Source organism: Rhodococcus koreensis (assembly GCF_017068375.1).
In the GTDB taxonomy this organism is placed as follows: domain Bacteria; phylum Actinomycetota; class Actinomycetes; order Mycobacteriales; family Mycobacteriaceae; genus Rhodococcus_F; species Rhodococcus_F koreensis.
Genome location: NZ_CP070609.1, coordinates 7,656,284 through 7,680,910 on the forward strand (window position 1 = coordinate 7,656,284; position 24,627 = coordinate 7,680,910).

Annotated in this window: 16 protein-coding genes and 1 pseudogene; 8 read left to right on the top strand and 9 right to left on the bottom strand. The window is 69.6% G+C overall.

The features are described from left to right. The first annotated feature begins 9 nt into the window (after positions 1-9). Positions 10-3,306, top strand: a complete 3,297-nt coding sequence (locus JWS14_RS34640; protein WP_072937790.1) for an ATP-dependent helicase — start codon at positions 10-12, stop codon at positions 3,304-3,306. Next, the gene (locus JWS14_RS34645) at positions 3,303-6,665 is read left to right on the top strand and encodes an ATP-dependent helicase (protein WP_206015247.1); all 3,363 of its coding nucleotides are present in this window, start codon (positions 3,303-3,305) and stop codon (positions 6,663-6,665) included. Before JWS14_RS34640 ends, JWS14_RS34645 begins: the two co-directional genes overlap by 4 nt. Here the strand turns inward: JWS14_RS34645 and JWS14_RS34650 are convergent. Then, the gene (locus JWS14_RS34650) at positions 6,643-7,041 is read right to left on the bottom strand and encodes a DoxX family protein (RefSeq protein ID WP_072937669.1); all 399 of its coding nucleotides are present in this window, start codon (positions 7,039-7,041) and stop codon (positions 6,643-6,645) included. The two genes, JWS14_RS34645 and JWS14_RS34650, sit on opposite strands and share 23 nt — an antisense overlap. Positions 7,042-7,162: 121 nt before the next feature. On the opposite strand from JWS14_RS34650, the gene JWS14_RS34655 reads away from it, so the two are divergent. After that, positions 7,163-8,230 (top strand): potassium channel family protein, encoded by a 1,068-nt coding sequence (locus JWS14_RS34655; RefSeq protein WP_072937670.1) that lies wholly within the window; start codon positions 7,163-7,165, stop codon positions 8,228-8,230. Positions 8,231-8,250: 20 nt separating this feature from the next. Next, a complete protein-coding gene (gene nudC, locus JWS14_RS34660; protein ID WP_206015248.1) occupies positions 8,251-9,162 on the top strand; it encodes an NAD(+) diphosphatase in 912 nt (303 codons plus the stop codon). Here the strand turns inward: nudC and JWS14_RS34665 are convergent. Then, positions 9,159-9,413 (bottom strand): mycoredoxin, encoded by a 255-nt coding sequence (locus JWS14_RS34665; protein WP_206015249.1) that lies wholly within the window; start codon positions 9,411-9,413, stop codon positions 9,159-9,161. The genes nudC and JWS14_RS34665 overlap by 4 nt on opposite strands. Before the next feature lie 80 nt (positions 9,414-9,493). Between JWS14_RS34665 and JWS14_RS34670 the strand changes: the two genes are divergently transcribed. Further along, a complete protein-coding gene (locus JWS14_RS34670) occupies positions 9,494-11,632 on the top strand; it encodes an ATP-dependent DNA helicase UvrD2 (protein WP_083395561.1) in 2,139 nt (712 codons plus the stop codon). 451 nt (positions 11,633-12,083) lie between these two features. Next, positions 12,084-12,425, top strand: coding sequence for a WhiB family transcriptional regulator (locus JWS14_RS34675; protein WP_072937673.1), 342 nt, complete (start codon positions 12,084-12,086; stop codon positions 12,423-12,425). Between the two features lie 115 nt (positions 12,426-12,540). Here JWS14_RS34675 and JWS14_RS34680 read toward each other — a convergent pair whose 3' ends face one another. The 4 genes from JWS14_RS34680 to JWS14_RS34695 form a co-directional block, all read right to left on the bottom strand. After that, complete coding sequence (locus tag JWS14_RS34680) at positions 12,541-14,226, bottom strand: transposase (protein ID WP_420855126.1); 1,686 nt, start codon at positions 14,224-14,226, stop codon at positions 12,541-12,543. A 90-nt stretch (positions 14,227-14,316) separates the two neighbouring features. After that, positions 14,317-15,654: an ABC1 kinase family protein gene (locus JWS14_RS34685; protein WP_072937674.1), complete on the bottom strand. Its 1,338-nt coding sequence runs from the start codon at positions 15,652-15,654 to the stop codon at positions 14,317-14,319. Then, entirely contained in the window at positions 15,654-16,544 is an 891-nt protein-coding gene (locus tag JWS14_RS34690) for a hypothetical protein (protein WP_206015251.1), read from the bottom strand. The genes JWS14_RS34685 and JWS14_RS34690 overlap by 1 nt, the downstream gene beginning before the upstream one ends. Positions 16,545-16,663: 119 nt before the next feature. After that, positions 16,664-18,091 (bottom strand): zinc-dependent metalloprotease, encoded by a 1,428-nt coding sequence (locus JWS14_RS34695; RefSeq protein ID WP_072937676.1) that lies wholly within the window; start codon positions 18,089-18,091, stop codon positions 16,664-16,666. 113 nt (positions 18,092-18,204) lie between these two features. Between JWS14_RS34695 and JWS14_RS34700 the strand changes: the two genes are divergently transcribed. Continuing rightward, on the top strand, positions 18,205-19,227 hold the full coding sequence (locus JWS14_RS34700) for a YlbL family protein (RefSeq protein WP_206015252.1): 1,023 nt from the start codon (positions 18,205-18,207) through the stop codon (positions 19,225-19,227). A 36-nt stretch (positions 19,228-19,263) separates the two neighbouring features. Here JWS14_RS34700 and JWS14_RS34705 read toward each other — a convergent pair whose 3' ends face one another. Continuing rightward, positions 19,264-19,875: a PPA1309 family protein gene (locus tag JWS14_RS34705; protein WP_072937677.1), complete on the bottom strand. Its 612-nt coding sequence runs from the start codon at positions 19,873-19,875 to the stop codon at positions 19,264-19,266. Positions 19,876-20,030: 155 nt separating this feature from the next. Between JWS14_RS34705 and JWS14_RS34710 the strand changes: the two genes are divergently transcribed. Further along, positions 20,031-23,012: a UPF0182 family protein gene (locus JWS14_RS34710; RefSeq protein ID WP_072937678.1), complete on the top strand. Its 2,982-nt coding sequence runs from the start codon at positions 20,031-20,033 to the stop codon at positions 23,010-23,012. Between the two features lie 77 nt (positions 23,013-23,089). Here JWS14_RS34710 and JWS14_RS34715 read toward each other — a convergent pair whose 3' ends face one another. Continuing rightward, positions 23,090-23,644: a transglycosylase family protein gene (locus JWS14_RS34715; protein WP_072937679.1), complete on the bottom strand. Its 555-nt coding sequence runs from the start codon at positions 23,642-23,644 to the stop codon at positions 23,090-23,092. A 481-nt stretch (positions 23,645-24,125) separates the two neighbouring features. Further along, positions 24,126-24,455, bottom strand: a pseudogene (locus JWS14_RS34720) (transglycosylase family protein); the annotation flags it as partial. Positions 24,456-24,627: the final 172 nt, after the last annotated feature.

The window sequence follows — 24,627 nt, forward strand, 5'->3', positions numbered from 1 at the left end:
ATGCTGCCCATGACGGAATCGGCGGTGCGCACCAGGACGTCGGCTCCCCGGGCCCGGCTCGTGCACCGCCCGAGCCCCGACCGCCCGGCCCGGGTGTGGGACGACTCCACGCAGCGGGTCCTCACCGCACCGCCCCTCGGCATGGGCTGGAATCCCTGGCAGGTGCTCGGCGGCCCGGGAACCGGCAAGACGTCGCTACTCGTCGACGTCGCGGTGGACCGGATCGCCGGCGGCGAGGACCCGGAGTCGGTGCTCGTCCTGACGCAGTCGAAGCGAGCGGCGGGCCGGGTGCGCGAAGAGGTGACCGCCGCCCTCATCGGCCACGACGAGCACCACGGGCCCCGGGCCACGCGCGAACCGCTCGTCCGCACCGTCCACTCCTACGCGTTCGCGGTGCTGCGGTTGCAGGCCGCCGCCCACGGCAATCCGCCGCCGCGCCTCATCACCGGCGCCGAGCAGGACGCCGTGCTCCGCGAGATGCTGCAGGGCGACATCGCGGACGGCGGCGAGATGTGGCCCGAACGGCTGCGTCCCGCACTGGCGCTGGGCGGCTTCGCCGTCGAACTGCGCGACCTCATGTTGCGCGCGAGCGAGCGGGGCCTCGGCCCGGAAGATCTGATCACGCTGGGCCGGCGGCACGACCGCTCCGAGTGGGTGGCGGCGGGCATGTTCGCCGCCCGGTACGAGCACGGCATGCTGCTGCGCGGAGCGGTGGGTGTCGAGGCCCCCGAGGCCACGGCGCCGGCGCTGGACGCGGCCGAACTCATCGGTGCGGCCCTCACCGCGTTCGCCACCGACCCGGACCTGCTGCGCGCGGAACGGGACCGGGTGCGGCACCTGCTCGTCGACGACGCCCAGCACCTCGATCCGCAGGCCGCGGAACTGGTCCGGCTCGTCGGCACCGGTACCCGCACCACGGTCGTGGCCGGCGACCCCGACCAGTCGATCTACGGGTTCCGCGGGGCCGACCCCACGTTCCTCGCCGACCTGGCCGACAAGGGCGATCCCCGGCAGGTGCTGTTACCGGTCAACTTCCGCAGTTCGGCGGAGGTCGCGACCACTGCGGCCCGGATCACGTCCCGCCTGCCAGGGCATCTGCCCCACCGGATCTGGACCCCGTCTCAGGACGGCGGCAGGACGTCGGTCCGGGTCCTGGGCACCGCGGCGAAGGAGGCGGCGCTGATCGCCGACACCCTGCGCCGCGCCCACCTCCTCGACGGGGTGCCGTGGTCGGAGATGGCGGTGATCGTGCGCTCGGTTCCGCGGGCGCTGGCTCCGCTCCGGCGGGCGCTGCTCGGTGCGGGTGTGCCGGTCACCACCGCGGCGTCCGAGTTGCCGCTGGCTCGTCAGCACGGGGTGTCGGGGCTGATGCTGGTGCTGCGGGCACTGTCGGGGCAGGAATTCACGGGCGAGGACGCGCTCGCCCTGCTCGCAGGCCCGGTCGGCGGCGCGGAACCCGTGGCGCTCCGGCGTCTTCGCCGGGGTCTGCGGCGCGCCGAGCTGGCCTCCGGCGGCGACCGTGACTCCGCGGAACTGCTCCGTCTCCTGCTGGTCGGCGAGACGGGCAGCACCCGCAGGGTCACGGCGAAGCTGACCGACGTCGAAGCGGCGTCCCTGAACCGGGTGCTGTCCGTGCTGCGCAAGGCGAGGGTTCCGCTCGAGCGGGGGCGCGGCATCGAGGACGTGCTGTGGGCGGCGTGGCAGGCCACCGGACTCGAACGTCGCTGGTCGGCGGCCTCCGCCCGCGGCGGTCCGATCGGGGCGCAGGCCGACCGCGACCTCGACGCCGTGGTCGCCCTGTTCGACGCCGCGGCGAGTTACGTCGACCGTCTCCCTCGCGCGCAGCTCGCCGGGTTCGTCGACTACCTGACCGGGCAGGCGATTCCCACCGCGCGCACCGTCTCCGTCGTTCCGGGCGACGCCGTGTCGGTGCTCAGCGCCCACTCGGCGGCCGGCCGGGAGTGGGACGTCGTCGCGGTCGCGGGTGTGCAGGAAGGGCTGTGGCCGAGCCTGCGGGCGCGCGGAAGCCTGCTCGGCACCGAGGCGCTGATCGACCTCACGGGCGGCGTGTCCGACGGCAGCGAGACCGCCGCCGACCGGATGTCGCGCACCGCACCGCTGCTGGCCGAGGAACGCAGGCTGTTCCTGGTGGCGTGCAGCCGGGCGAGGCGGAGTCTGCTGGTCACCGCGGTCGACTCGGCCAGCGGCGACGCCGATCTCGTCCACTCCCGTTTCGTCGACGAACTGCTCGCCGGAGAACAGGATTCGGACGCCGAAGAGGTGGTGGTTCCTGCGGAGGATCCGGCGACCCGGGTCCTGGCCCTGCCCGCCCTCGTCGCCGAATTGCGCAGCGTGGTCTGCGATCCGGACGTCGCCGAATCCGACCCCGCCCGCCAGGAACGCGCCGCTCGCCAACTCGCCCGGCTCGCCGAAGCCGGGGTGCGCGGCGCCCACCCGGACCAGTGGTACGGCACGGCCGAACCGAGCACCGGCGTGGCGTTGTGGAACGCGGAGGACGGACCGGTGTCGCTGTCGCCGTCCACCGTCGACCTGCTCAACACCTGCCCGTTGCGGTGGCTGCTCGAACGCCACGGCGGCCGGGACGGCGACAACACCCACGCCATCGCCGGAACGCTCGTGCACACGCTGGTGCAGGCGCTCGCAGGCCGCATCCCACCCGATCAGGTGGAACGTGCGCTCGAGAACGCCTGGGAGTCGATCGATCTCGGCTCCCAGTGGTACTCGCGGCGCGAACTCGACCGCACCCGGGACATGCTCGCCACGTTCACCGCCTGGCTCGGGAACACCCGGTCCGAACTCACCGAGGTCGGAGTCGAGGTGGCCGTCGACGGCGTCCTCGAGCCGCGGGAGGAGGGTTCCCCGCAAATCCGGCTGCGGGGGCGGATCGACCGGCTCGAACGCGACGCCGAGGGCAGGCCCGTGATCGTCGACGTGAAGACCGCCCGCTCACCCGTCACCAAGGACGACGCCCAGCAGCACGCCCAGCTGGCGGCGTACCAGGTGGCGGCGGCCACCGGTGCGATCGACGGGGAGCCGGCGTCGAAACCCGGTGGGGCGCGGCTGGTCTTCGTCGCCAAACCACACAAGAAGGAAGGCGCGACGCAGCGGGTGCAGGCACCGCTGTCGGAGGAGGACCTCGAGACGTGGCTCGCGGTCATCCATGCGGCGGCGGCCGCCACCAAGGGGCCGGAGTTCCTCGCCCGCGTCAACGACGGATGCAGGCACTGCCCGGTGCGGACGAGTTGTCCCGCGCACGACGAGGGACGGCAGGTGACGTCGGAATGACCATCCGAATCGACCCGGTGGAACTCGCGATCGGACTGGGGCAGCATCCGCCGACCCCGGAACAGGCCGCCGTCATCGCGGCCCCCCTCGGCCCGACCCTCGTCGTCGCGGGGGCAGGCGCGGGCAAGACCGAGACGATGGCCGCCCGCGTCGTGTGGCTGGTGGCCAACGGGGTCGTCGACCCCGAGGCGGTGCTGGGTCTGACGTTCACCCGCAAGGCGGCGCAGCAGCTTACCGCCCGGATCAGGAAACGCCTTGCCCGTCTGGCGGGTTCGGACCTGCTCCGCCGGGTCGACCCGAGCGGTGACCTCCGGTCGCGCATCCTCGCCGGCGAACCGGAGGTCAGCACGTATCACTCCTACGCCGGGCGACTGCTGTCCGAGCACGGGCTCCTGTTGCCCATCGAACCGTCGGCGACGCTGCTGTCGGAGACGGAACTGTGGCAGCTGGCGCACCGGGTGGTCAGCTCGTGGGACGGCGACCTCGACACCGATAGAAATCCGGCGTCCGTCACCGAGGCGGTCCTCGCGCTGGCCGGGCAGCTCGCCGAGCACCTCGTCGAACCGGACGACCTGCGGGAGGCGCACACCGAACTCGACAAGCTCGTCCACACCCTGCCCGCCGGACCGCGGCAGCGCGGTGGTCCCGGTAAGGAACTGCTCGACATCCTCGACACCCAGCACCGCCGGGTGGAACTCTTGCCGCTGGTGCAGCGGCTCGCGGACACCCTGCGACGGGAAGGCGCGCTCGACTTCGGCAGTCAGATGTCGCTGGCGGCACGCGTCGCCGCGGACCACCCCGAGGTCGGCCTCACCGAGCGCACCCGTTTCCGGGTGGTGCTGCTCGACGAGTACCAGGACACGGGACACGCGCAGCGGGTGCTGCTGTCGTCGCTGTTCGGCGGCGGACTCGACGGCGAACTTGCGCTGACCGCGGTGGGCGATCCCATGCAGTCGATCTACGGCTGGCGCGGTGCGTCGGCGGCCAACCTGCCCCGCTTCGCCACGGATTTCCCGCTGACGAACGGGGATCCGGCGCCGACGCTGGAACTGCTCACCAGCTGGCGCAACCCGCCGGAGGCCCTGGCGCTGGCCAACATGGCGTCGGCGTCCCTGCGGGAGCGGGGCGTGGCGGTCAGCATGCTGCGGGCGCGACCGCAGGCCGTACCCGGGGACGTGCGGCTGGCCCTCACCGGTGACGTCGTGCAGGAACGGGAATGGGTGGCCGACCGCATCGCCGAACAGTACGCGGACGCCGCGAACCGGGGCGAGGATCCGCCGACCGCCGCGGTGCTGATCCGCCGCAACGCCGACGCGGCACCGGTCGCGGAGGTGCTGCGGTCGCGGGGTCTGCCGGTCGAGGTGGTCGGTCTCGGCGGTCTGCTCCACACGCCCGAGGTGGCCGACGTTATCGCGATGCTCCGGGTCGTCGCCGACCCGATGGCGGGCAGTGCCGCCGTCCGGATGCTGACCGGCGCGAGATGGCAGATCGGGGCCGCCGACCTGACGGCGCTGTCGCGGCGAGCGTCCGAACTGGCCATCGGAACGGGCTACGGAACCACCGGCGCCGTCACGGATTCGGCCGCCCTCGCCGACGCCGTCGGCGAGGCGCTGCCCGGTGAACACGCGGAGCAGGCGGGGCTGGCGGACGCGCTGGCGGATCCCGGCCCCGCAGAACGCTATTCGCAGGTCGGCTACGCACGGATCACCGCGGTGGCGGCGGAGTTGGCGTCCCTGCGCGAGCGGATCGGGCAGCCGCTCACCGAACTGGTGGCGGAGGTCGAACGGGTGCTGGGGATCGGCATCGAAGCGCAGGCCCGGACGCGGCAGTCGGCGCGGGGGAGTGCGGGCCGGGAACATCTCGACGCCTTCGCCGACGTCGTCGCCGGTTACGCGAACCGCACGTCGGCCACCGTCACCGGACTGCTCGCCTTCCTGTCCGCCGCGGAATCGGTCGAAAAAGGCCTGGCGCCCGGCGAAGTCGAAGTGGACCCGCACCGCGTCCAGGTGCTGACCGTGCACTCCGCGAAGGGGCTGGAGTGGGAAGTGGTGGCGGTGCCGCACCTCACGGCCGGTGTCTTTCCGTCGCGGACCGCGTCCGGGTCCTGGCTCGGTGCGCTCGGCGAACTGCCGCCGTCGCTGCGCGGAGACCGGGAGCGGCCGGGTGAGTCGGCAGACGGTGTACCCGTCCTCGAACTCGAGAACCTGTACGACCGGAAAGACCTCGAGGAGGCCGTGAAGGCGCACAAGTCGGCGCTGGCGGCCCGCAGACTGGACGAGGACCGCCGGCTGTTCTACGTCGCCCTCACCCGCACCGAACGGGTGCTGTTCGCTTCGGGTCACCACTGGGCAGAATCGGGAACCGAGCCGAAGGGGCCGTCGGAGTTCCTCACCGAACTGCGCGACACGGTGACGGACGAGGAGCACGAGGGTATCGGGATCGTCGATCTCTGGGCGCCCACGCCCGAACCTGAGGAGCAGAACCCGCTGACCAGCACTCCCAAGTCGGCTGTGTGGCCGCGGGATCCGCTCGGTCTCCGCCGGGAGGCGGTCGAGCGTGGTGCGGCGCTGGTCGTCGCGGCACTGAAGAACGTCGGCAAGCAGGCGCCGGCGGACGAGGAGGACGACCCCGAGAACTGGGCAGCCGACGTCGACGCCCTCCTCGCGGAGCGGGAAGCGCGGGCGAACGCCCGGACCGAGGTGGTGTTACCCGGCCAGCTTTCGGTGAGCCAGCTCGTCGAACTCGAGGCCGACCCGGACGCCCTGGCCGCCCGGCTGCGGCGGCCGCTGCCGTTCCCGCCGAATCCGCTCGCGCGGCGCGGCACCGCGTTCCACGCATGGGTGGAGCGCCGCTTCGGGGCCACCCGGCTGCTCGATCTCGACGAGCTGCCCGGTGCCGCAGACACGGGTGCGGGCCCGGACGCCGATCTCGCGACCTTGCAGGACGCGTTCCTGCGCTCGCCGTGGGCCGACCGCAACCCGACGGAGGTCGAGGTGCCGTTCGAGACCTCGGTGGCGGGGACCGTGCTGAGGGGCCGGATCGACGCGGTGTTCACCGACCCCGACGGCGGGTGGACGGTGATCGACTGGAAGACCGGCGCCGAACCGAGCGCGGCCAACGAGAAGGCCGTCGTGATGCAGCTCGCCGCGTACCGGCTGGCGTGGGCCGAACTGATGGACGTTCCGATCGAGCGGGTGCGCGCCGCATTCCATTACGTGCGGACCGGACGGACGATCGCGCCGGACCGCCTCCCCGGCGCCGACGCGCTCGCCCGACTCCTCCGTACCGCCGGCGCCGGCGAACCGGATCCCGCCGACGGAGGTCCCGAAGACGAGCTCAGGCGTGACGCCGAGCTTTGAGGGCCTCGGTGATCAACGGGATCTGCAGCGGAAGACGCAGCAGCGCACCGGTTTTCTGCACGGTCGTCGTCTTCGGGCTCTTCAGCCAGTCCACTGCCATGTTGATGTTGGCGGGGAAGACGGCGACGAACAGCAGTGCGGCGAGACCGCCGCCGAGCCTGCGCGTGCGCGGCACGGCCAGCGCGGTGCCGATCGCGAGCTCGGCGACCCCGGACACATAGGTGTAGGTGCGGGCGTCGCCCGGCAACTGTGTGGGGACCGTGGAATCGAAGAACTTCGGGGCGGCGAAGTGCATCGTGCCCGCGCCCAGCAGCAGTGCGGCGAGACGGAGTGCGGGCTTCTGGCTCGGTCGTGGTGTGACGCTCTCTCGTTGCATGACGCCAGCTTGCCCGAACCACCCTGTTCGCGACAACGAGGCTCCGACGTGTGTCCGGTGGGACAATCGGGGTTAGGCTGCCAGCCGATGTCGGAGTTCAGTGCAACGTGGAGACGAACATATGGCCGGTAGGCTGCGTGAGAGATTGAGCAGGTCGGACACCCTCACCGACCGGCCGGACTTCGCGTTGGTGGGTGTGCTGCGGATTCCGGAGTTGCAGACGAGTCCGGCGCGGGCGATCTACCGCCGGGTGGGGATCGCCCTGGCGGCGTTGGCGTTGGCGGTCCTCATCGTCTACATCGACCGGGCGGGCTATCGCGACGTGCAGGACAACGAACTGTCGTTGCTCGACTGCATCTACTACGCGACGGTGTCGTTGTCGACGACGGGATACGGCGACATCACGCCGTTCACACCGTCGGCGAGGCTCGTCAACGTCCTCCTGATCACGCCCCTTCGAATCTTCTTCCTCATCGTCCTGGTCGGTACGACTCTCTCCGCGCTCACGGCGAGCTCCCGGCAGGCGTTCAAAATTCAGCGTTGGAGGCAGCACGTGCGCAATCACACCGTGGTGATCGGCTACGGAACCAAGGGACGCACCGCGATCGACGCGATGCTCGGCGACGACGTTCCGCCGTCGGAGATCGTGGTGGTCGATACCGACCACGCCGTGCTCGACTCGGCGGCCAGCAAGGGCCTCGTCACGGTCCACGGGTCCGCCACCAAATCGGACGTGCTGCGGTTGGCGGGCGCGCAGAACGCGTCGGCGATCATCGTCGCCGCCAACCGCGACGACACCGCGGTGCTGGTGACGCTGACGGCGCGCGAGATCGCACCGAAGGCGAAGATCGTCGCCGCGATCCGCGAATCCGAGAACACGCATCTGCTCCGCCAGTCCGGCGCCGACTCGGTGGTCGTGTCCTCCGAGACCGCGGGCCGGCTCCTCGGCATCGCCACGAAGACGCCGAGCGTCGTCGAGATGATGGAGGACCTCCTGACTCCGGAGGCGGGTTTCGCGATCGCGGAACGTCCCGTGGAGCGGGACGAGATCGGCGGCTCCCCACGCCACCTCGCGGACATCGTGCTCGGTGTGGTGCGGGACGGCCGGTTGATCCGGGTCGGCTCGCCGGAGGTCGATTCGATCGAGGAGAACGACCGACTGCTGTACATCCGTCGGGTCGCCAACTGATCGGCAGTAGTGTCGACGGCGTGACTGCATTCCGGCTCAACGACACCCCGCTCCTGTCCCGCTCCGCCGTCGGGCGGGCCGAGGAATTGCGTTCGGACACGGACGCGCTGCGTGCGGGCTGGCGGGATGCGCTGCTGCTGCGCGTCAATCACCGCGGACAGGTGCGGGTGGGGGACGACGGTCTGGTGTTCGCGGAGGCCACCGAACTCGGCCCCGAACCGAAACCGGGGGCGGTGTTCCTCGGCATTCGCAAGGACCGGCACGTGTGGGCGGTGCGGGTGCAGGCGCTGACCGGCGAGCTGGCCGATCTCCGGATTCTGGGCGGCACGCTGGACGACGCCGACGCCGGTGTACTCACCGGCGCCCTCGCGATGCTCAACTGGCACGACAGTGCCGGCTTCAGCGCGCTCGACGGCGCGGCGTCGGAACCGACGATGTCGGGATGGTCGCGGATCTCGACGAGCACCGGTCACGAGGAATTTCCCCGCACCGATCCGGCGGTCATCTGCCTCGTGCACGACGGCGGAGACCGTGTGCTCCTGGCCCGGCAGCCCACGTGGCCGCCGCGGCGGTTTTCGATCCTGGCCGGATTCGTCGAGGCCGGAGAATCCCTCGAGACGTGCGTCGTCCGCGAGATCAAGGAAGAGGTGGGCGTCGACGTCCGTGACGTGCGCTACCTCGGCAGCCAGCCGTGGCCGTTCCCCCGTTCGGTGATGATCGGGTTCGCGGCCGTCGGCGATCCCGACGCCCCGCTGACGTTCGCGGACGGCGAGATCGCCGAGGCCCGGTGGTTCACCCGGGACGAGGTGCGCACGGCACTCGAACTCGGTGACTGGGCGTCGGATACCGACGCCACGCTGCTGCTGCCGGGCTCGATATCCATCGCGCGCGGAATCATCGAGTCCTGGGCTGCGGCAGCGACGGGGTCCTAGACGCCGAGAAGCTGCTTGACCTGCGCCAACGACGGGTTGGTGGCGGTGCTGCCGTCGGCGAACTTGACGGTGGGCACGACGTGGTTGCCGCCGTTGACGCTGCCGACGAACTCCGCCGACGCCGGATCGTCCTCGATGTCGATCTCCACGTAGCCGATGCCGGATTCGTCCAGCTGCGTCTTCAGGCGCCGGCAGTAGCCGCACCAGGTGGTGGAGTAGATGGTCAGGGCCGGGGTGTGGGTAGCAGTCACGGCGGATATAACACCACGAGTCCGCCGTGTGTTCCCACTGCGGTGTTCGTCCGCTTCGCGCCGTGTCGGTCGCCCCTGTCATGATGGACGCCATGTCAGCAGCCGGCGCAGCAGAGGTGACGACTACCGGTCTCGATCCCGAACAGTCCGCAGCGGTCCTCGCTCCCCGGGGGCCGGTGTGTGTGCTGGCCGGTGCCGGAACAGGCAAGACCCGGACCATCACCCGGCGGATCGCGCACCTCGTCGCCAGTGGGCACGTCGCCGCGGGGCAGGTGCTGGCGGTGACGTTCACGGCGCGCGCGGCAGGCGAGATGCGCGGGCGGCTGCGCAGCCTGGGCATCGGCGACGGGGGAGCGCAGGTCCAGGCACGTACTTTCCACGCCGCCGCGCTGCGGCAGCTGCGGTACTTCTGGCCGCAGGTGGTCGGCGACACGGAATGGCGGCTGCTGGACCGCAAGTTCGCGGTCGTGTCGTCCGCAGCCGGACGGGTCGGCCTGTCCACCAGCACGGAGAGCATCCGGGACCTGGCGAGTGAGATCGAGTGGGCCAAGGCCTCGCTGATCGCGCCCGAGGACTACCCGCGGGCGGTGGCGAAGTTACGCCGGGAAGCGCCGGTCGACGCCGCCAAGGTCGCCGAGGTTTATCACGGCTACGAACAGCTCAAGGCCCGCGGCCAGGACGGGATGCTCCTCGATTTCGACGACCTCCTGCTCCACACGGCGGCGGCACTCGAAGAGCATTCGGCCGTCGCGGAGGAGTTCCGCGACCGCTACCGCTGCTTCGTCGTCGACGAATACCAGGACGTCACCCCGCTGCAGCAGCGTGTCCTCGATGCCTGGCTCGGCGAGCGGGACGACCTCACCGTCGTCGGCGACGCCAACCAGACCATCTACTCGTTCACCGGCGCCACCCCGAACTACCTGCTCGACTTCTCGCGCCGGTTCCCCGAGGCCACCGTCGTGCGCCTCGAGCGCGACTATCGTTCGACCCCCGAGGTCGTGTCGATGGCGAACCGGGTGATCGGAGCGGCGCGCGGCCGGATCGCGGGCACCCGTCTGCAACTGATCGGGCAGCGCGACTCCGGGCCGGAACCGAGTTTCGTCGAGTTCGACGACGAACCGGCCGAGGCCGCCGGGGTGGCGCGCACGATCAAGCGGCTCATCGCGTCCGGCACCCCGGCGGCGGAGATCGCGGTCCTGTACCGGATCAACGCCCAGTCCGAGGTGCACGAGCAGGCGCTGACGAAACTCGACATCCCGTACCAGGTGCGTGGCGGTGAGGGTTTCTTCACCCGCACCGAGGTGCGTCAGGCCGTGGCGGCGCTGCGCCAGGCCGCGGGCCGCGACGACCTGCCCGACGCGGTCGGCGCCGACCTCGTCACGCTCGTCCGCGCCGTCCTCGTTCCGCTGGGGCTGACGGACGCCGAACCGGCGGGTGCGCAGGCCCGCGAGCGCTGGGCCTCCCTGTCGGCGCTCGTCGCGCTCACCGAGGAACAGCTGACCCAGGATCCGGAGTTGACCCTCGACGCACTGTTGCGCGAGCTGAGTCTGCGGGCGGAGGCGCGGCACCCACCCGTCGTGCAGGGCGTGACCCTCGCGTCCCTGCACGCCGCGAAGGGTCTCGAATGGGACGCCGTGTTCCTCGTCGGCCTCACCGACGGAACACTGCCCATCCAGCACGTGCTCGGCGACTCCAACTCGGCACCCGACGACGCGGCCGTCGAGGAGGAACGCCGGTTGCTGTACGTCGGCGTCACCCGCGCCCGTGAGCACCTGCAGATGTCGTGGGCGCTGTCCCGGAACGAGGGCGGCCGCAAGTCGCGGCGCCGTTCGCGGTTCCTGCACGGGCTCATCCCCGAAGACTCACCGGCCTCGCGGATCGCGGCGCCCGTCAAGAGCAACAAGAAGCGTCCCCGGTGCCGGCTGTGCGGAAAACAGCTGATCGGGACGACCGCGACCATGCTCGGTCGCTGCGAGGGGTGCCCGTCGAACGTCGACGTGGAACTGCTCGAATCGCTGCGGTCGTGGCGGCTCGAGAAGTCGAGGGAGCTGAAGGTCCCGGCGTACGTGGTGTTCAGCGACAACACGTTGACGGCTCTCGCCGAGCAGCGCCCGCAGGACGATCGCGGGCTCGTCGCGATCCCCGGGATCGGTGCGAAGAAGCTCGAGCAGTTCGGCGAAGACGTCCTCGGTGTGATCAAGGGAAGCGGTACTCGCTGAACGACTCCCGCACACGGGCGAAGTAGCACGCATCACTGCAGGTCAAAAATAGGTTGTGCGGTTCTGGAGAATTGCCTACTGTGGTTTCAGTGCGCGGGGAGACCCGTGTGGTTCACATCGGATCGAGAAGAAATGGAGGTGGCAGTGAAATGACGAAGTTCCAAGCACATGAGACGGCAGTCGCTGCTGCCTCCGCGTTGTTCGGCATGAACGCGGCGGAACAGGCACCGGCGATCGTCTGGTCGGCAGCCCGTCGTCGTCCCGCAACAGCAGTCGAGTCCGTGTATCGGAGTTGTCGAGGAATTCCTCGATAGATCAACTCCCACCGTCTTTTCAAGGCCACGGACCCGCATCGCGGACCGTGGCCTTCGTAGTTCGAGCACCCTTCCCGCTCGCAGCCTCGGCTCTGGTTCGCATCCATTTCAACGAACCGAAGAGAATAACCGTCGCAATGAGAGCAGAGGAGAACGACGTGTCTACCGTGACATGCCGAGGGGTATCCGAAACCTCAACCGCCACAAGCGGATTTGTTCAGATCGCTACCGCACGTGGTGACCTGCCGTGCCGGGTCGACGACCCCGACCTGTGGTTTGCGGACTCTCCCACCGAGCTGGAGCAGGCGAAGGCGCTGTGCGCGTCCTGCCCGATCCGCTCCCGCTGCCTCGACGCCGCTCTCGATCGAGGTGAGCCGTGGGGCGTGTGGGGTGGGGAGATCTTCGACCAGGGTGTCGTGATCGCCCGCAAGCGTCCCCGTGGACGTCCGCGCAAGACGCCGGCTCTGGTGTGTGCGTAGCACCTGTGAGTACTTGTTAACCGCCCGGGGGATGTTGCGGAATTGAGTGACGGTGGTGTGGCTGTGTTCGGCGCGTTGGGCGGGTGCCGGTGCGGGCGGGGGTGGCCCCGCCTGGTCAGGTGGTGGCCGGGAGGGTGTTTCCTGCGGTCAGGTGGGTGAGGATCTTGCCGATGTTGTGGACCGCGGCGTGGAAGGCCCATTCGCTGCGGGCCCGGTCGAGGCCGCGGCTGGTGAACCGGCGGAATCCGAGGTTGTGTTTGGCGTGCCCGAACACGGTTTCGGCGATGGGTGAGCGTTGGCGGTAGGTGGCGATGCCGGCCTCGGTGCGCAGTCGGTGGGTCATCGCTGCGATCGGATCGGCTTGTGGTGGTGGGGATCCGGTGACCGGGTTCTCGGCCGCCGCGGTTTCGAGGTCACGGGCTTTGCCGGTGGCGATCAACCGGTCCGGGCCCGGGGCGGTCAGATTCTCGCGGGAGCAGTAGCCGGCGTCGAAGAGCATCACCCCGATCAACTCCTCCGGAGCCGGAGCCGGAGCCGGGGCCGGAGCCGGGGCCGGAGCCGGGGCCGGGGCCGGAGCGGGGGCGGGGTTCGGGTTGGTGTGGCGGCGGGTGGTGTCGATCAGTTGCGCGGCCTTACCGGCCTTGTCGACCATCTCGGGGAAGTAGTCGTAGTCGGCGGGGCCGGTCCCGACCCCGGTGGCCAGGATCACCCCGTCCACGCTGGTGAAGGCCTGGCAGTTGTAGCCCTGCAGCCAGCCGCCGCCGCGTAGTGGCTGCAGCCGCGAGTCGGGGTCGGTGGTGTTGCGGCGACGCTGCCCGGCGGTGGCATCGCGTGCGGCCTGCTTGCGCAGGGCGGTGTCGAGTTCGGTGCGCCGCCGCCGGACCAGGTGGTGCTCGTCGACCGGTTTCGGGACGAACCCGCCCCGGGCCCCGGACGCGGTGCGCTCCTCGTATCGGTCGAGCACCGCCTGCTGGGCGGTGACCGCCGCGTCCAGCCGCCGGCGTGCGGCGGCGACCTCGGCCCCGACCGGGACCCGGCCCATCACCGTCTGGCCGGCGTCGAGCCGGGCCAGGTAGTGCCGTGACTTCCCGTCCCGCTCGGCCTGCTCGGCCTGCTTGTCCGCGTCGAGCTGCGCCAACGCCTCCGCGATCCGCGCCGACCGGGTGCCCGGATCGGCCAACTCCGCCGGCACCTGGCCCGGGCCCGGATCGTCCTCGCCGTAGAGGTCGTCCTCGGCGTCATCGGTGGCCGCGTGCGCCGCCGCGGCGGCCGCGGCGATCCGCGCGGCCTCGGCGGCGGCGGCCTTGCGGAGCCCGGCCTCGGTGCGGTTGGCGTCCTTCGAGGCGTTCGAGGCGATCTTCACCCCGTCCAACGCGATCGTTTCGAGCCGCCCCAACCCCAGCGACGCCGCCAGGATCAGGACCTGCGTGAACAGGTCCTGACAGGCGGTGTGGTTGTCCTTGCGGAACCGGGAGATCGTCACGTGGTCGGGGGTGTCGCCGGCGCAGATCACCCGGTAGGACACCACCTCGGTGCAGGCCCGCTCGATCTGCCGGGAGGACCGCATCCCCCGCGACCACGCCCAGATCAGCAGGGTCACCAGCATGTCCGGGTCGTACCCGGCCCGGCCGGCGCCCCCGGTGCGACGAGAAGCGTGGAACGCCGAGGTGTCGAGGTGCTCGTCGACGATCTCGATCACCGTCCACACCGGATGCGTGGGCGGCACCCACTCCCGCATGTCCGGCGGCAACAGGAACTGCTGATCACGATTCACCGGTCGATATCCCTTGGCCACCAACACATTATCCAGGAAACCCCAGGTCAGACCATGGTGACACGCGGACACCCCGACCCGGAATTTTGCAACAGCCCCCCCGCGGTTAACAAGTACTCACAGGTCGGGGGCCACGAACCCGGGGAGCCACCGGGTGAGGATCGCCATGTACGGCGCGTACGCGTCCAGTTGGGCGCAGATCCCCACCGAGCCGACGAGAACCCGGAAGATCATCAGATACTCGGCGGGCAGATTCAGCGCCCGGGCGGTCCGGAACTGCGCACTGTTGAAGTCGGTCGCGGAACCCGCCGCCTTCTGCAGCCAGGCGCGGGTGAAGTGGAACGATTCGGTACGGATCGGATCGGTGACGGGACGCAGGTAGTCGGCGATCTCCTTGTCGGTCACCGTCCTGCCCGGCAGGACGAATCCGTTGGCGTGCAGCAACTCCGTCAGTTCGTCGAACTGCTCGTGGACTGCCAGCCGGACCATCGCCCCGAGCACCGGTGGGAGACCGTGCGGAAACGGTGCCGCGGCACCGAAATCGATGACCCCCAGGCGGCCGTCGCTGTGCAGCATGAAGTTACCCGGATGCGGGTCGCAGTGGAGCAGGCCGACGCGGGTGGGGGAGGCGAAGTGGAACTCCGCGAGCAGTGCGCCGGCAGTGTTGCGTTCCTCGGGGGTGCCGTCGGCGATGATGGCCGACAGCGGTTTCGCCGACATCCATTCGGTGACCACCACCTTGGGGGCGCTGGCGACGACGTGCGGAATCGCGAACTGCGGGTCCCCGTCGAACACCTTCGCGAAGCGGCGCTGATTGTTCGCCTCGATCCGGTAGTCGAGTTCTTCTTCGGTGCGGGCGGTGAATTCGTCGATGACCGGCCGCACGTCGACCCCGGGCATGACCGAAGCGAACAGACCCGCGAATCGTCCCAGTGTCTTCAGGTCGGCGCGCAGCGCTTCGTCGGCGCCGGGGTACTGAACCTTGACGGCCACGTCGCGGCCGTCGGCCCACACGGCGCGATGCACCTGGCCGATGCTGGCCGACGCGGTCGGGGTGTCGTCGAACGACTGGAACCGCTCCCGCCACTTGGTGCCCAGTTGCTGGTCGAGCATCCGGTGGACCGCCTTCGCGGGCAGCGGAGGTGCCTGCGCCTGCAGCTTGTTCAGCGATTCACGGTAGGGTTCCGCGAACTCCTCGGGGATTGCCGCCTCCATGACGCTGAGCGCCTGGCCCAGTTTCATGGCGCCGCCCTTGAGTTCGCCGAGGACGGCGAATAATTGCTCGGCGGCCTTCGCGCTCAGCTGGGCGTCGATCTCGTCCCTGTCGCCGCCGGTCAGCTTCCGGCCGAACCCCATCGCGGCACGCCCCGCGATCCCCAACGGGATGCTCGCGAGTTTCGCGGTGCGGGCAGAACTCCTGCGGGGGATGTCGGGCACCCCACCATCATGCATCATCACCGATGCCGGTTCGATTCGCCCACGGCGGGCGCCAGATACGTGCAGCTGCAACTCGCCTGCCTCGGCCAGCGCCGCGTCACCAGACGGTGCGCCCCCAGATCGATCTCGAGCGTGGCGTCGAGACTGCTGGGCGGCGCGCCGCGCGGGGCGGACAGCACGGCCTCGAGTTGGCCGAGGGCGACTGCGGCCGTGGCCATGATCACGGCGGGACTCGCATGCCCGACCGTCCCCAGGAGCTGAGCGGACAGGTGCGGCCAGTCCTCGTCGTACGCGGCGCGGAGGAGATCGGCGCACCGCAGGCAACTCGTGTGGCCCGGCAGCACGAGCGGACCGACCACACCGCGACCGTCCCGCAGCCGGACCTGCAGGTGCGGTATCCCGTTCTGGACCAGATCCGCAGCGAGGCGAGGGTCCGCCACCAGGTCGTCCGCGAGCACGACGCACAGGGCGTTCCACCGCCGGACATCGCCGTCGGCGGAGTAGCGGAACGAGCGGGAGACCCGGATGCCGCCGTCGGTGAGCCCGGTGGACACCGCATCCGACAGCGGTCCGCGCCCGTGTACGCGGATGGTGATCGTGTCCGCGACGGGGGAGGTGCCCGCGACGTCGATCAGACCGGCGCGGTCCAGATCGCCGAGCAGCTTCGACACGTCCGTGGGCGCCAGGCCGTATCCGACGGCCGTCCACAGGATGTACGGCCGCGTGTTCTTGCCGTCGAGCAGTCGGACGACGGCGAGGAGTTGCTCGGTCCGGACTCCGGGCGGTGGGGAGAGGACGAGTGCGCGCTCGGGATCCCAGCCGAACTGCACCCGCCCGTCGGGGCGGACGAGCACGGCGATCCGAGGATCGAGGGTGACACCGACGGGGTGCGGGTGCGAGATGGTCACGCACCGAGGATTCCAGGCCACGACTGGTCGCCGGCCCGGAAAAGGCGAGTTGTCCACAGGTCGAAACGTGCTCCGACCTGCGGACTTCCCGCTACCGACACATTGGTGCGATCAGGGGGTCAGGACTCCGGCTCGTCGTCCTTACCGGACTTGCCGCGTTCGGCCTCCTCGGCCCGCTCGCGGGCCTCCGTCGCCTCCAGCTGCGCCATCGGATTGTCGAAGTCGCCGCCGTCGCCGCCCCCGAGTACCCGTTCGACGAACGCGTCCGGGCTGTCGAGGTCGGACGAGTCGGGCAGCAGGTCGGGGTGGGCCCACACGCCGTCACGGGCGTCGACGGTCGACTCGGACGTCAGGCGCGTCCACAGCTGCGCCGCCTCCCGGACCTTGCGGGGACGCAGTTCGAGTCCGACGAGTGTCGCGAACGTCTGCTCGGCGGGTCCGCCGGTCGCGCGCCTGCGGCGGAGCGTCTCGCTGAGTGCCGCGACGCCGGGGAGGCGGTCGTTCAACGCCGACGCGACGACGACCTCGACCCAGCCCTCGATGAGGGCGAGCAGTGTCTCGAGTCGCTCGAGGGCCTGCTTCTGCTCGGGTGTGGTCTGCGGTTCGAAGGCACCCTGCTGCAGGATGTTCTCGAGCTGCGACGGATCGGTCAGCGCGGACGGATCGAGCCCCTTCGCCATGTCCTCGATGGCGGAGAAGTCCATGGTGATGCCGCGGGCGTACTCCTCGACGGTGGCGAGGAGACGCTGACGCAGCCACGGGACGTGGCTGTACAGGCGCTGGTAGGCGGCCTCACGTGCGGCGAGGAAGACGAGGATCTCCCGGTCGGGCTGTTCGAGCCCCTTGCTGAACCGTTCCACCGCTGCGGGAAGCAATGCGCCCGTGCCCGCCGGACCGAGGGGGAGACCGATGTCGGTGGAGGTGAGGACCTCCTTCGACAGCTGGCCCAGCGCCTGGCCGAGCTGGGAGCCGAACGCGAGGCCACCCATCTGGCTCATCATGCCGAGCATCGGTCCTGCCATCTGCTGCGCCTCTTCGGGCAGCCCCTGCACCCACATGCCCGACACCTTCTCCGCCACCGGGTCGCACAACCGCTTCCAGGTGTCGAGGGTGTTGTCGAGCCAGTCGTTGGGCGTCCACGCGACGGTCTTCGACGCGCCCGCAGGCAGCGTCGTCGCGGCGTCCAGCCACAGTTCGGCGAGCCGCGAGGCGTCGGCGATCGCCTCGGAATTGCCCTGCGTGATCGGAGCGACGGACCCCATCTGCTGGCGGGCGAGCTTCTTCGCGACCTCGTAGTTGACCGGGCCGGTCTGCTCCCCGGACCCCATCGACGTGCCCATCCCGCTCAGCATCTGGCCGAACTGGGTGAGCATCTGGCCGAGGGCGGCCGGGTCGAAGCCCCCGGCGGGGAAACCACCCGCCCCGAAACCGAAGTCGCCGGAACCGCCCGCGTTCTTGTCGCGGTCGGGCCCGTTCTGATCCCCCGTGTTCTTGTCACGATCGGGATCGTCGTCGGGTTTGGAGAAGCCGAAGGGCGGATTGCTCATGACTCAACGGTACAAGGCGCATGGTTCGGTGGCTGCCGACCGCGTCACGCTGACGGCGAACACGCGGACGGCCGACAGCGGTGCCCGCCGGTTCGCGCTCTACGCTGGTCCAGGTGAATCGACGGATCGTGACGCTTCTGGCTGCGCTGGCCCCGATCGTGGTACTCGGCATTCTCGGCACCGTGATCACGGTGCCGTTCGTGGCTCTCGGGCCGGGACCCACGTTCAACACCCTCGGCGAAGTGGGTGGTGAGCAGGTCGTCGCCATCGCGGGGACGGACGTGGACGACACCACCGGCCACCTCAACATGACGACGGTCGCCGTCCGCGACGACCTCAACGTGTTCGAAGCGTTCGGACTGTGGGCGAGTGGACGCCAGGGCATCGTGCCCCGCGAGGAGGTGTACCCGCCGGACAAGTCGAAGGACGAGGTCAAGCAGGAGAACGACGCCGACTTCCAGCAGTCGGAGGACAGCGCCGAACTCGCGGCGCTCCACTTCCTGGGCAAGCCGGTGGACCTGCGGATCGCCAAGGTCGGTGAGGACGGCCCCTCCCAGGGGCTGCTGCGCGAAGGCGACGTGCTGGTCAGTGTCGACGGAAAGCCGGTGTCGACTGTCGGCGGCGTGCAGGAGGCGGTGGCCGACGTGCCCCCGAACACCGAGGTGCCGATCGTGATCCGGCGTGACGGCGCCGAGACCACGGTGCGGGTGGTGCTCGGTGCCCGCCCGGACGACGAGGCCAAGGGCTACCTGGGGATCACGCCGGAGGAGGTCCCGGACGTCCCGTTCACGATCGACTTCAACCTCGCCGACGTGGGCGGCCCCTCGGCGGGACTCATGTTCACGCTCGCCGTGATCGACAAACTCAGCCCGGGCGAACTCAACGGCGGCAAGTTCGTCGCCGGCACCGGCACGATCGACTCCGACGGCGACGTCGGCCCCATCGGCGGCATCAAGTACAAGTTGATCGCCGCGTCCGAAGCGGGCGCCGAGACATTCCTCGTGCCGGCGAAGAACTGCGACGAGGCACGCCAGGGGGCACCCGACGGGCTCCGGCTGGTGAAGGTCGAGAACCTCGACGGGGCCGTCGACGCGCTCGAGGCCGTCAACGCCGGAGCCGACGCGCCGCACTGCTGACTGCGGCGCGGTCGGTCCTTCTCGACTGCGGAGCGGTCAGTCCTCTTCGGTCGCGTCGAGGGTGGCGTACAGCGCGCTGACGAGATTCGGCGCCAGGTCCTCGTAGGTGAGCAGTTCGATTCCGGCGTACGGGTCGGCGTCCTCGTCGGGGCGCAACTGCATCAGGCACAGCGACGGTCCGTCGCGCAGCACGGCGGCGATGAGCCGGGCGGCCCGGCGGTCGGGATGCGACTCGGCCGCGGCCCGTGCGGCGTCGTCGGCGGCGTCGCGGTCGGACAGGAGGGGGACGAGCGCGTCGTCGAGATCGGATTCCGCCTCGGGAGGCAGGACCACGATCTCCTGGACGAGGGCGCACCCGACCACGGACTCGGGCCAGCTGGTGGTGGCGAGGAATTCGTCGAGTGCGCGTGACCCGCCGTCGATGTCGCCGGGGAACGGATCCTGTTCCACCGGGGTCAATTCCGCACCGTCGGCGAGTTGGTCGAGCAGGCTCGGTTCGGCGGCCGCGAGGAGTTCGGTCGGGACGAGTGCGAACATCTGGGGCGGCTGATCCCACCCTCCGGCATCGACGAATTCGACCACCTCACGCACGCAGCGGGCGAGGGCGTCCGTCTCTCGGTTCACATTCTCTTCACTCACAGGACCCATCTTCGCACCCCCGGAACAGGACCGACGGCGCCAACTCTCGGTTGTTACGTAGAGTGGGACGAAACGGTCACGCCCTCGCTGTTCGGGGTGTGGACGACCGAACGGTGCAGTTGACCGCGGCGTGAGAACGTCGCCGAGTTCTTGGAGTGTGGCACGTGGGCATGCGGCCCCCCGCAGGTTTACCGTCGTTGTCCAAACGCAGTCGAGTGCTGCTGGTGCTGGCGCTTGTCGTCGCGGCCCTGCTGCTGGTGGGTCCTCGGCTGATCAGCACGTACACGGACTGGTTGTGGTTCGGTGAGGTCGGATTCCGTGGTGTCTTCACCACGGTCCTCGTCACCCGTCTGCTGCTCTTCCTCGTGGTGGGGGTGGTGGTCGGCGGAATCGTCTGGCTGGCACTGCTGCTCGCGTACCGTTCGCGGCCGGTGTTCGTCCCGGTGTCGGGTCCCAACGATCCGGTGGCGCGGTACCGCACCACGGTGATGACCCGGCTGCGTCTGTTCGGCCTCGCGATTCCGATCGCGGTGGGACTGCTCGCCGGCCTGATCGCCCAGTCCAGTTGGGTGACGGTGCAGTTGTTCGTCAACGGCGGCGCGTTCGGCGTCGCCGATCCCGAATTCGGCCTCGACGTCGGCTTCTACACGTTCGATCTGCCGTTCTACCGTTTCGTCCTCAATTGGCTGTTCGTGGCGGTGCTGCTGGCGTTCTTCGCGAGCCTGGTGACGCACTACATCTTCGGTGGGCTCAAGCTCGCGGGCCGGGGCGGCGCGCTGACCAATGCGGCGCGAGTCCAGTTGGCAGTGCTGGCGGGAACGTTCATTCTCCTCAAGGCCGTCGCGTACTGGTTCGACCGGTATTCCCTGCTGTCGAGCAGCCGCAAGGAGCCCACGTTCACCGGTGGTAGCTACACCGACATGAACGCGGTGCTGCAGGCGAAGCTGATCCTGCTGGCCATCGCGGTCATCTGCGCGGGCGCGTTCTTCGCGGCGATCTTCTTGCGCGATCTGCGGATTCCCGCAATGGCCACAGCCCTTCTCGTGCTCTCGTCGATCCTGGTCGGCGCGGTGTGGCCGCTCGTGGTGGAGCAGTTCTCGGTGCGCCCCAACGCCGCCGACAAGGAGAGCGCGTACATCGAGCGGAACATCGCCGCCACCCGGCAGGCGTACGGCATCACCGACGACAAGGTCGAGTACCAGGACTACCAGGGGTACGGGACGACGCCGCCGCGCGACGTGCCCGCCGACGTGACGACGATCGCGAACACGCGACTGCTCGACCCGAACATCCTGTCGCGGACGTTCACCCAGCAGCAGCAGCTGAAGAACTTCTACGGTTTCCCGCCGACGCTCGACATCGACCGGTACGACATCGACGGGGAGATGCGTGACTACATCGTCGCGGCCCGCGAGTTGTCGTCGAAGAGCCTGACGGGCAACCAGACGGACTGGATCAACAAGCACACCGTCTACACGCACGGCAACGGACTGGTCGCGGCCCCCGCGAACCGGGTGAACGCCGCCGCAGGCGAGTCCGCGGAGGAAGCCGCCAACAGCAACAGCGGTTACCCCGTCTACATGGTGAGCGACATCGCCTCACAGGCCGCGGGAAATCAGGTCATCCCGGTCGAGCAGCCGCGCATCTACTACGGCGAGGTCATCGCCGACACCGATGCCGACTACGCGATCGTCGGTGGTTCCCAGGGTTCGGATCCGCGGGAGTACGACACCGACACCTCGCGCTACACGTACACCGGTTCGGGTGGTGTGCCGATCGGCAACTGGTTCAACCGGCTGGCGTTCGCGGCGAAGTACACCGAACGCAACATATTGTTCTCCGGTGCCATCGGTTCGGATTCGAAGATCATCTACAACCGGGACCCCCGGGACCGGGTCACGCACGTCGCACCGTGGCTGACCGCGGACGGCGACTCCTACCCGGCCGTCGTCGACGGCAAGGTCGTGTGGATCGTGGACGCCTACACCACGCTGCAGGACTACCCGTACGCTCAGCGCAGTTCGCTCGACGGACTGGTGGAGGACAGCATCGACCAGAACACCGGCCGCCTGCTGCCCCGCAAGGAGGTGTCCTACATCCGCAACTCGGTGAAGGCCACCGTCGACGCGTACGACGGCACCGTGAAGCTCTACCAGGTGGACCAGAACGATCCCGTGCTCGACGCGTGGATGGGTGTGTTCCCCGACGCGGTTCAGCCTGCGGACTCGATTCCGGACGAACTGCGCGCGCACTTCCGTTATCCCGAGGACCTGTTCAAGGTGCAGCGCGAGATGCTCGCCAAGTACCACGTGGACGATCCGAAGGAGTTCTTCACCAACAACGCGTTCTGGTCGGTGCCGAGCGATCCCACGATCGACACGAGCGCGAACCAGCCGCCGTACTACGTGCTGGTCGGTGATCCCGAGACCGGAAAACCGTCGTTCAACCTGACCAGTGCGATGGTGGGTTACAGCCGCGAGTTCCTGTCCGCCTATCTGTCGGTGAAATCGGACCCGGAGAACTACGGCAAGTTCACGGTGCTCCAATTGCCGACGGACACCCAGACCCAGGGTCCGCAGCAGACGCAGAACTCGATGATCTCCGATCCGCGGGTGGCGTCGGAGAGAACGCTGCTCGAGAGATCGAACAAGATTCAGTACGGCAACCTGCTGACACTGCCGATCGCGAACGGCGGCATCCTGTACGTCGAACCGATGTACACGGAGCGAAGTTCGACGGGCCCGAACACGTCGACGTTCCCGCAGCTGTCCCGAGTGCTGGTGAGCTACCGCGAGCCGCCGCCGAGTAACAGTGTGCGCGTCGGGTACGCCCCGACTCTGGCACAGGCGCTCGACCAGGTGTTCGGTGCGGGAACGGGCTCGGTGGCCACGGCGCCCAGCGCCGAGGAGGGGACACCTCCGGAGACCGGCACGACGCCGCCCGTCGCCCAGGGTGCGGCCCCGGCAGCGCCCACCGCACCGGCGACTCCGCCGTCCGGCACGGACGTCTCGGCGGCTGTGGCGGAGCTGGATGCGTCGCTCGACGCGTTGACGTCGGCGCAGCGCAGCGGTGACTTCGCGGCGTACGGTGCGGCCCTCGCCCGGGTGCAGAAGGCGGTCGCCGCGTACGAGGCGATCCCGAAGTAGAGGCGTTTCACCGGAGAGCGAACGAGGCCCTGTCATCCGAACCGGATGACAGGGCCTCGTCGTATACGAGCGGAAGATCAGCGCAGTGCGTCGACCAGCTGCGGGTTGGCGTTCACCAGCTGCTGGAACTGCTGTCCGTAGCCGTTCTGCTCGGCGACCTGACGCGCGGCGTCCAGTGCCTGCTGCGCGGCGGGCTGGACCGGAGCGGGCGCCTGGACCTGTGCCGGTGCCGCGGGGGCGGGCGCAGGGGTGGGCGCCGGAGCGGGCGCGGGGGCCTCGGCGACGGCGCCGCCACCGGTGGTCAGGTACTGACCGCACACCGGCCAGGCACCCTGGCCCTGCGTCGCGAGAACATTCTCGGCGACACGGACCTGCTCGGCCTTGCTGGCGTTCGACGCCGAGCCGCTGCCGCCGTTGGCCTCCCAGGTGCTCTGCGAGAACTGCAGGCCGCCGTAGTAGCCGTTTCCGGTGTTGATTCCCCAGTTGCCGCCGCTCTCGCACGCTGCGACGCCGTCCCAGTTGTGGGAGGCGGCGGAGGCGGTGCCGGTGCTCAGGCCGAGCGGAACGGCGACGACGGCTCCGGTGACGGCGATCCATCCGAGGGCACGCTTGCTGATGCTGTGATTGGTCATGCGGGGTCAATCCTCTCCGCGCTTGCTGGCGTGGCCGGCCTGCGGGCGACGACGTTCGCGTCGTCGCGCCGGGCTGCGATTCTGTGCCGCGTCCCTGCCCCTCGAAGGTTTCGGGGATTCCGAACCCGCGGGGCAGAGCTAGCAGCGGCGGGCCGGCTTTCGCCCGGTTGTTTCGGGCCGAGAGCGACCGTACGGGAGCTTCGCCCGCAGTTCACCTGGCGAAAATGGTGGACAGGTGTCCGGCGTCGAGGGCGAATTTTCCCTGTTTCCGCAGTTCAGAAGCGCTTGATATCGTTTCGGAGTCGATTCGTTACACCGTTGTTATGTGGCGGGGATCACTGCTAATTTGTGCAGCGGCTCACGCGTAAATGGCGGGGAAACGGATCTCGGTGGTGTAGGTCGATGCCGTGCAATGCCCGAGCGCCCTGCGCGCAGTCGTGCTGCGCGCCAGGGCGCTCGGGCAAGTGTGGGGTGCAGATCAGAGGTACTGTCCGCAGACCGGCCAGGCGCCGGGTCCCTGGGTCGCCAGGACGTTCTCGGCAACCCGAATCTGCTCCTCGCGCGAGGCGTTCGAAGGCGAGCCGGAGCCGCCGTTCGCGGCCCAGGTGCTGTCGGTGAACTGCAGGCCGCCCGAGAAGCCGTTTCCGGTGTCGGCGCCCCAGTTGCCGCTGCTCTCGCATGCTGCGACAGCGTCCCAGTCTCCGGAAGCGGCCGAAGCGGTGCCGGTGCTCAGGCCGAGCGGCACTCCGATGACTGCTCCGGTGAGTGCGACTGCGCCCATGGTCCGCTTGACGATGCTGGAATTGAACATGTGGTTGATTCCTCTCCGCGCCTGCCGACGAGGTGGTCGTGTGGATGACGGCTGGTGTGCCGACCCGCTGGTCGATCTGTCCTCGTCCTGCCCCTCGAGGTGTCGGGATTCCGGATCCCGCTGGGGCAGGTCGAGCTGCGGCGGGTCGGCGTTGCCCGTTGGTTTCGGGCTG

Coding starts and splice junctions, on each gene's coding strand:
- JWS14_RS34650 (WP_072937669.1), bottom strand. CDS start 7,041: ATGCAACGAGAGAGCGTCACACCACGACCGAGCCAGAAGCCCGCACTC.
- JWS14_RS34655 (WP_072937670.1), top strand. CDS start 7,163: ATGGCCGGTAGGCTGCGTGAGAGATTGAGCAGGTCGGACACCCTCACC.
- JWS14_RS34670 (WP_083395561.1), top strand. CDS start 9,494: ATGATGGACGCCATGTCAGCAGCCGGCGCAGCAGAGGTGACGACTACC.
- JWS14_RS34685 (WP_072937674.1), bottom strand. CDS start 15,654: ATGATGCATGATGGTGGGGTGCCCGACATCCCCCGCAGGAGTTCTGCC.
- JWS14_RS34695 (WP_072937676.1), bottom strand. CDS start 18,091: ATGAGCAATCCGCCCTTCGGCTTCTCCAAACCCGACGACGATCCCGAT.
- JWS14_RS34715 (WP_072937679.1), bottom strand. CDS start 23,644: ATGACCAATCACAGCATCAGCAAGCGTGCCCTCGGATGGATCGCCGTC.
- JWS14_RS34640 (WP_072937790.1), top strand. CDS start 10: ATGACGGAATCGGCGGTGCGCACCAGGACGTCGGCTCCCCGGGCCCGG.
- JWS14_RS34675 (WP_072937673.1), top strand. CDS start 12,084: ATGAGAGCAGAGGAGAACGACGTGTCTACCGTGACATGCCGAGGGGTA.
- JWS14_RS34645 (WP_206015247.1), top strand. CDS start 3,303: ATGACCATCCGAATCGACCCGGTGGAACTCGCGATCGGACTGGGGCAG.
- JWS14_RS34705 (WP_072937677.1), bottom strand. CDS start 19,875: ATGGGTCCTGTGAGTGAAGAGAATGTGAACCGAGAGACGGACGCCCTC.